This window comes from Moorena sp. SIO3I6, assembly GCF_010672095.1.
Genome location: NZ_JAAHHU010000824.1, coordinates 1 through 2,136 on the forward strand (window position 1 = coordinate 1; position 2,136 = coordinate 2,136).

Genomic DNA, 2,136 nt, shown 5'->3' on the forward strand with positions numbered 1-2,136 from the left:
TCGCCCCCCTAGCCCCCCAATTCTGGGGGGAACAAAACTCTTAAAGTCCCCCAAAGTTGGGGGATTTAGGGGGCTTTAATAAAACCAGATAATCGCGCATTCATTCCTTAATTCAGCAACGCCGAAACTTCAGCTTTCTGGGCAAACTCTAACCCCCTAGCCAAACACTAAGCTAAAATAGCAGGTAAACCCTTGTCAATCATCCCAGCACAGGTACTTTGATAGTCGTACTCCACGATAGTCGTACTCCACTAGCGGCAAGATTACCTAGTTTGTGTCACTATCATAGATAACATAAGTAGGATTAGCTGATCTGTGGTGGGCTTCTACCACCGAAGCTACATTAAAAATACCCTTGAGGGAAGCATTTAGAATCTGGCTACTCCGTTGACGAAGCATTATCGATCCGTCTGGTTACAGAGCAGCATTAATTTGCGTATATGTAAGGTTAGGAACTTTTTTCATAGAACTAACGTTCGGACAATAATGCCTTATAGAGCGCAAGCTTCTCAACTTCAATAAAAATTCAAAACTTTAATACCAAGAATCTGAACCTATGCAAATCACAATCGACCTACCTCCAGATCTCGAACAAGACCTCATCCGCCAAGCGGTTCAATCAAATGTCCCGCTCCAAACCTTTGTTCTCCAAGCCTTACGCCAGCTAATCCAAACGGCACCTAGCTCTATTTCCCAGTGGTCTGATGTCGTATTGTCTTATGAAGGAATTCCTGATTTCCCGGCTTTCGAGTCCTATCGTGATCAACTCCTGCCACCTCGTGAACCGGAATTATTCTGATGCGATATCTTCTCGATACTTGCGTGATCAGCGACTTCATTATTCATTAAAGGTGAAGCTGGTTTACAGACCGAAAACTGGCGGCAGCTATAAACATGCTGGAGTGGAAGGGGGGGAGTTTTTGATCGAGTTTCAGTGAGATATTCCCCAAGCAGTGGAGAGTTTGGCTGCATTGCAAGTCGGTTTACTGGCGCGTCATCTTTTTGCTACTAGGATGGCGTGCGATCGCATAAGCGCGGAAGCTGAGGCCTTTGGCCACGCTTCGCGAACGCTTCATCGCGTAGCGTAGCCCTTCGGGCTAATCGCATTCTCCCAAAACTGACCAAGCCTACTGGCATAGCATAGTACGTCTCTAACCGCCTGCATCGTAATATTTATTTACTAAAAATGATTATTATTAACAATAAAAATAATCATTATCACGATAGACTGTTCCCTGGGAGGTTCAGCCAACTAAGTGTGAACCTCTGATAACTATTTTGTTGATTAGGGATATCAAGGAAAAGCCAATGTCACTGAACATTACTCCAGAGCTTTTGAAGCAGGCACAGGAGGGTGAGGTTAATCAAGAAGCTTTTATTGAGAGCATTAGGCAATCGTTACCTTATGCCTTTGGAATTGTGGAAGACCTGGCCAAGCGATTGGCACAGGGTGAAGCGGAATGGGTAGAGCATTCGGTACCACCACCAACTGAGCAAGATCGAGCCCAGCTATTGCGGATGATAGGTGGGGATGCGATTCGTGGTGCAGTCGAGCGTTATTTCGGGATCAAGTTAGCCTTTCAAAACTGCCACAAAACCGCTATATTTCGTCCAGAAGCTTTAGAATCACCTGCTTATCAGGACTTTATTTCTATTCGCAGTCAAATTCTGAACCAGACACCAGAACTGATCCATTGTTAAAACTTAACCAGAGGCTCTAGCTACTAGAGCCTAGGCGTGAAAATAGACATCATTAGATACTAACCTCGCAAGTCAGAGAACCTTCCGGCAGCTCAAGGGGGGCAGGTTCAAGGTAGAGCTCAATAGCCTCACGAATATTTTCTATTGCTTCTACTTTCGTTTCACCACAGGAAGTACAACCAGGAAGTTCGGGGCACCAAGCTGCCCAATCTCCGTTAACTAGATCAGGCTCCAGAATGACTCTCCATCTGAGATGCGGCAAGGGGACTCCCGTTATACCCGGCACGGGTTAGCGGGAGGGGAATTGCCGCCAACAAGTAAACTACCCGATAGGGTATCCTTATTTTCAATATTGATATTCATAGCCGTCAGCCTTGTGAATAGTTTTCAAGTATTTGGGATGTACGTCAAATTTTTGAGTTGGTAGTTGAAGGA

At 45.3% G+C, this 2,136-nt stretch carries 4 protein-coding genes; 2 read left to right on the plus strand and 2 right to left on the minus strand.

Going from position 1 to position 2,136, the window contains the following annotated elements; all coding sequences use genetic code 11:
- The first annotated feature begins 556 nt into the window (after positions 1-556).
- Positions 557-799: a hypothetical protein gene (locus F6K49_RS43175; RefSeq protein WP_293107781.1), complete on the plus strand. Its 243-nt coding sequence runs from the start codon at positions 557-559 to the stop codon at positions 797-799.
- Between the two features lie 209 nt (positions 800-1,008).
- Here the strand turns inward: F6K49_RS43175 and F6K49_RS43180 are convergent, their stop codons facing one another.
- A complete protein-coding gene (locus F6K49_RS43180; RefSeq protein WP_293107784.1) occupies positions 1,009-1,137 on the minus strand; it encodes a hypothetical protein in 129 nt (42 codons plus the stop codon).
- Positions 1,138-1,308: 171 nt separating this feature from the next.
- On the opposite strand from F6K49_RS43180, the gene F6K49_RS43185 reads away from it, so the two are divergent.
- Positions 1,309-1,701 carry an SCO5389 family protein gene (locus F6K49_RS43185; RefSeq protein WP_293107787.1) on the plus strand — a complete coding sequence of 131 codons (393 nt, stop codon included), beginning with the start codon at positions 1,309-1,311 and terminating at the stop codon, positions 1,699-1,701.
- Positions 1,702-1,753: 52 nt separating this feature from the next.
- Here the strand turns inward: F6K49_RS43185 and F6K49_RS43190 are convergent, their stop codons facing one another.
- A complete protein-coding gene (locus F6K49_RS43190; protein ID WP_293085047.1) occupies positions 1,754-1,987 on the minus strand; it encodes a type II toxin-antitoxin system HicB family antitoxin in 234 nt (77 codons plus the stop codon).
- Between the last annotated feature and the right edge of the window lie 149 nt (positions 1,988-2,136).